The sequence below is a fragment of the Streptosporangium sp. NPDC005286 genome, from assembly GCF_040607515.1.
GTDB lineage: Bacteria > Actinomycetota > Actinomycetes > Streptosporangiales > Streptosporangiaceae > Streptosporangium.
Genome location: NZ_JBEXGU010000373.1, coordinates 1 through 2628 on the forward strand (window position 1 = coordinate 1; position 2628 = coordinate 2628).

Here is a 2628-nt window from a genome sequence, read left to right on the forward strand (position 1 = left end):
CGGCCGGGCAGCCGGCCCGGGTCAGCGCACCGCCCGCAGGGCGTCGACGATCCCGTAGCCGTAGAAGCCGTTACGCGGACCGCCTCCCTCGCACGTGTGCGTCGCGGTCGCCGTGCCGCCGGTCGGCAGGTGCCTGGTGTAGGTGTGGGCGGCCGGGACGGGGCAGGCCGTCCTGGTCGCGGTGCCCTTGAGCACCATCTCCACGACGGCGGGATGCAGCGTCTTGCCGCCGTGCACCCGGTCGGGCCGGCCGAACCTGGCGACGATCAGCGCGGCCACCCCGGCGGCGCGTGGCGAGGCCATCGAGGTGCCCTGAAGATACTGGTAGTAGGCGCAGACCTGGCCCCGGCAGCTGCGGACCACGCTGGTGACGTTGGGCGTGCCGTCGGGGTTGAGCTGACCGCGTTGCCTGGCCAGCGCCTCGGGGTAGGCCGCCAGCGTCGCCCTGGTGACATCGCGGGTGCCGTCCCCGGTGTCGTAGACGTCACCCCCCGGGGCGGCCACGTCGACGTGACCGTCGCCGTAGTCGGAGTAGTACGCCTTGCGCCCGCTGACCCCGGTCGAGGAGACCGAGATCACGTGCCTGCCCTCGCTGGGCATGGAGACGCAGCTCGGCGGGATCGTGCGCGGGCGGGGCCGCTCGCCGGGGGAGCCGGCGAAGTCGGGACTGGAGCCGTCGGCGAGCTCCTTGGTGTAGTCGGTGGCGCCGTTGCCCGCCGCGGACACCAGGGTCACGCCCCTGTTGTAGGCGTAGGTGAGCGCCCGCTGGGCGGCCTTGATGATCGTGGCCTGCTCCAGCCGCTCGGCCGGGGAGTCCGCCGGGTTGTCGACGCAGTTGAACAGCCACGGGTCGATGTAGTAGCTCATGTTGACCACGTCGACGCCGATGTCGGCGGCGTAGGTCAGCGCGTCGACGCTGGGCTGCAGGAAGAAGAAGCCGGAGTCCTGCCCGGCCCGCAGGTTCACGATCGAGACCTTGGGGGCCACACCCGAGACGCCGAGCCCGTTGACCGGCGAGGCGATCGACGACGCCACGTGCGTGCCGTGGTCGTTCTCGTCGACGTCCGCCGGGTCGTTACAGGAGTGGTCCGGTTCGGCCGCGCACGGGCCGTCGACCTCGTTGCCGTCGGCGTCGACGGGGATGTCGACGGTGAAGTTGCGGCTCAGCTCGCGGTTGAAGTTCGGCGCGATGTCGGGGTGGGAGCCGTCCACTCCGGTGTCGATGACACCGACCAGCACGCCCGGGTCGCCCTGCTGGTGCCGGTAGGAGCCGTCCACCGTCGCGTGGATCTGCTTCATGTCCCACTGCAGCTCCGACAGCGGTTCCGCGGTGGGGGCGGCCCCGCCGAAGGTGGAGGCGGCGGGGGCGCCGTCACCGGCCTTCTCCACCGCCCTGGCCTGAACCGCCGGACGGCCCGTGACTCCCCTGGCGGTCGTGGGCACGCGGCCGATGGACCGGTTGTGGGCGATGTCGTCGATCGCGTCGGCGTCGCGCACCGCCTCGGCGAAGCGGGTGTTCCTCGTCGTGACGGTGGCGATGCCGACCGCGGCGTTCTCCTTGAGGATGCTTCCGCCCGCCGCCCTGATGACCCGCTGGGCGTCGGCGGGACGCGCGCCCTCGGTGTACAGCACGACGTACTCGACCTCCGCGCCCGGTTCGGCGATCACCCGCCGGGCCTGCGCCCGGGGCATCGGCGCGGCTGCCGCGAGGGCGGTGACGGCCACGGCGATGATGACCCGTTTCACATTTACCTCCAATATCGTCAAAAGACCCCCCGCAAATGCGACTTCACCCGCACCGGCAATCCGGGTGCATAGCCATTTGCTGAAATTGATCCAACAAACGCCACAAACCCCACTGCCGCTGCGACCTGCACACATCGGCGAATCATGCCATCACCGAACCCCCACGCGGGGATTCCCGCCCCAAAACCAACGAGGGCATGGAGTTTCACTCCGTGAAACCCATTCAAAAGTGGATGAGGCATCATCGGTGCCGGAATTCGGCGCGGAATCCGATTCGCGACCCGCGTGGCCTTCCATGCGGCCGAGGTCTCCGGCGCAGGCAGACCGCCGGACGAGAACGGCGCCCCCCTCCGCGCTCACTTGGTTTTCGTGACGAGGTTCCGGGACCGGGTGTTCACCGGCGAGCACCTGATGCGGATGGAAGAGATCATGCGGGCGGTGTGCGCCGACTTCGAGGCCGCGTTGGCCGAGTTCAACGGCGCAGACGGCCACGTCTACCTGCTGGTGGACTTCCCACCCAAGATCGCCGTGTCCAAGCCGGTCGACTCCCTGGCCTTCCCCTGGTCTGAAGGCTTGAGCACTGGCCTGCATTCCGGTGGCGACTCTGCGGTGCGGCCCGTCCGGACATCACCGGAACGGGTCGCACCCGCTCGGCGTGACACTCCCTCCGGCACCCGAGCAGGGTCAGCCGGGCGGGCCGACCCGCTCCTGCCTGCCCGGCAGCGAGGTCACGTACGAGATGAGCGCGCAGAGCGGGCCGGAAAGGTCGCCCTCGCCGGCGCGCACCGTGTGCGCCCGGCCGCCGTCCTCGACGGTCAGCTCGTAGTCGAAGCGGTCGGGCTGCCCGCCGGAGGCGCCGGAGCGCTCCGGCGCATCGGACAG

2 protein-coding genes and 1 pseudogene are annotated in these 2628 nt (G+C 70.5%); 1 reads left to right on the forward strand and 2 read right to left on the reverse strand.

What is annotated here, in order from left to right; translation table 11 throughout:
• Positions 1–21: 21 nt before the first annotated feature.
• Positions 22–1746, reverse strand: coding sequence for a S8 family serine peptidase (locus ABZU75_RS46155; protein ID WP_355569856.1), 1725 nt, complete (start codon positions 1744–1746; stop codon positions 22–24).
• Between the two features lie 285 nt (positions 1747–2031).
• Here ABZU75_RS46155 and tnpA point away from each other — a divergent pair.
• A pseudogene (gene tnpA, locus ABZU75_RS46160) lies at positions 2032–2298 on the forward strand (IS200/IS605 family transposase); the annotation flags it as partial.
• A 132-nt stretch (positions 2299–2430) separates the two neighbouring features.
• Here tnpA and ABZU75_RS46165 read toward each other — a convergent pair.
• Positions 2431–2628, reverse strand: a 198-nt coding sequence (locus ABZU75_RS46165; protein WP_355569859.1) for a protealysin inhibitor emfourin, incomplete at its 5' end; no start/stop codon positions are given.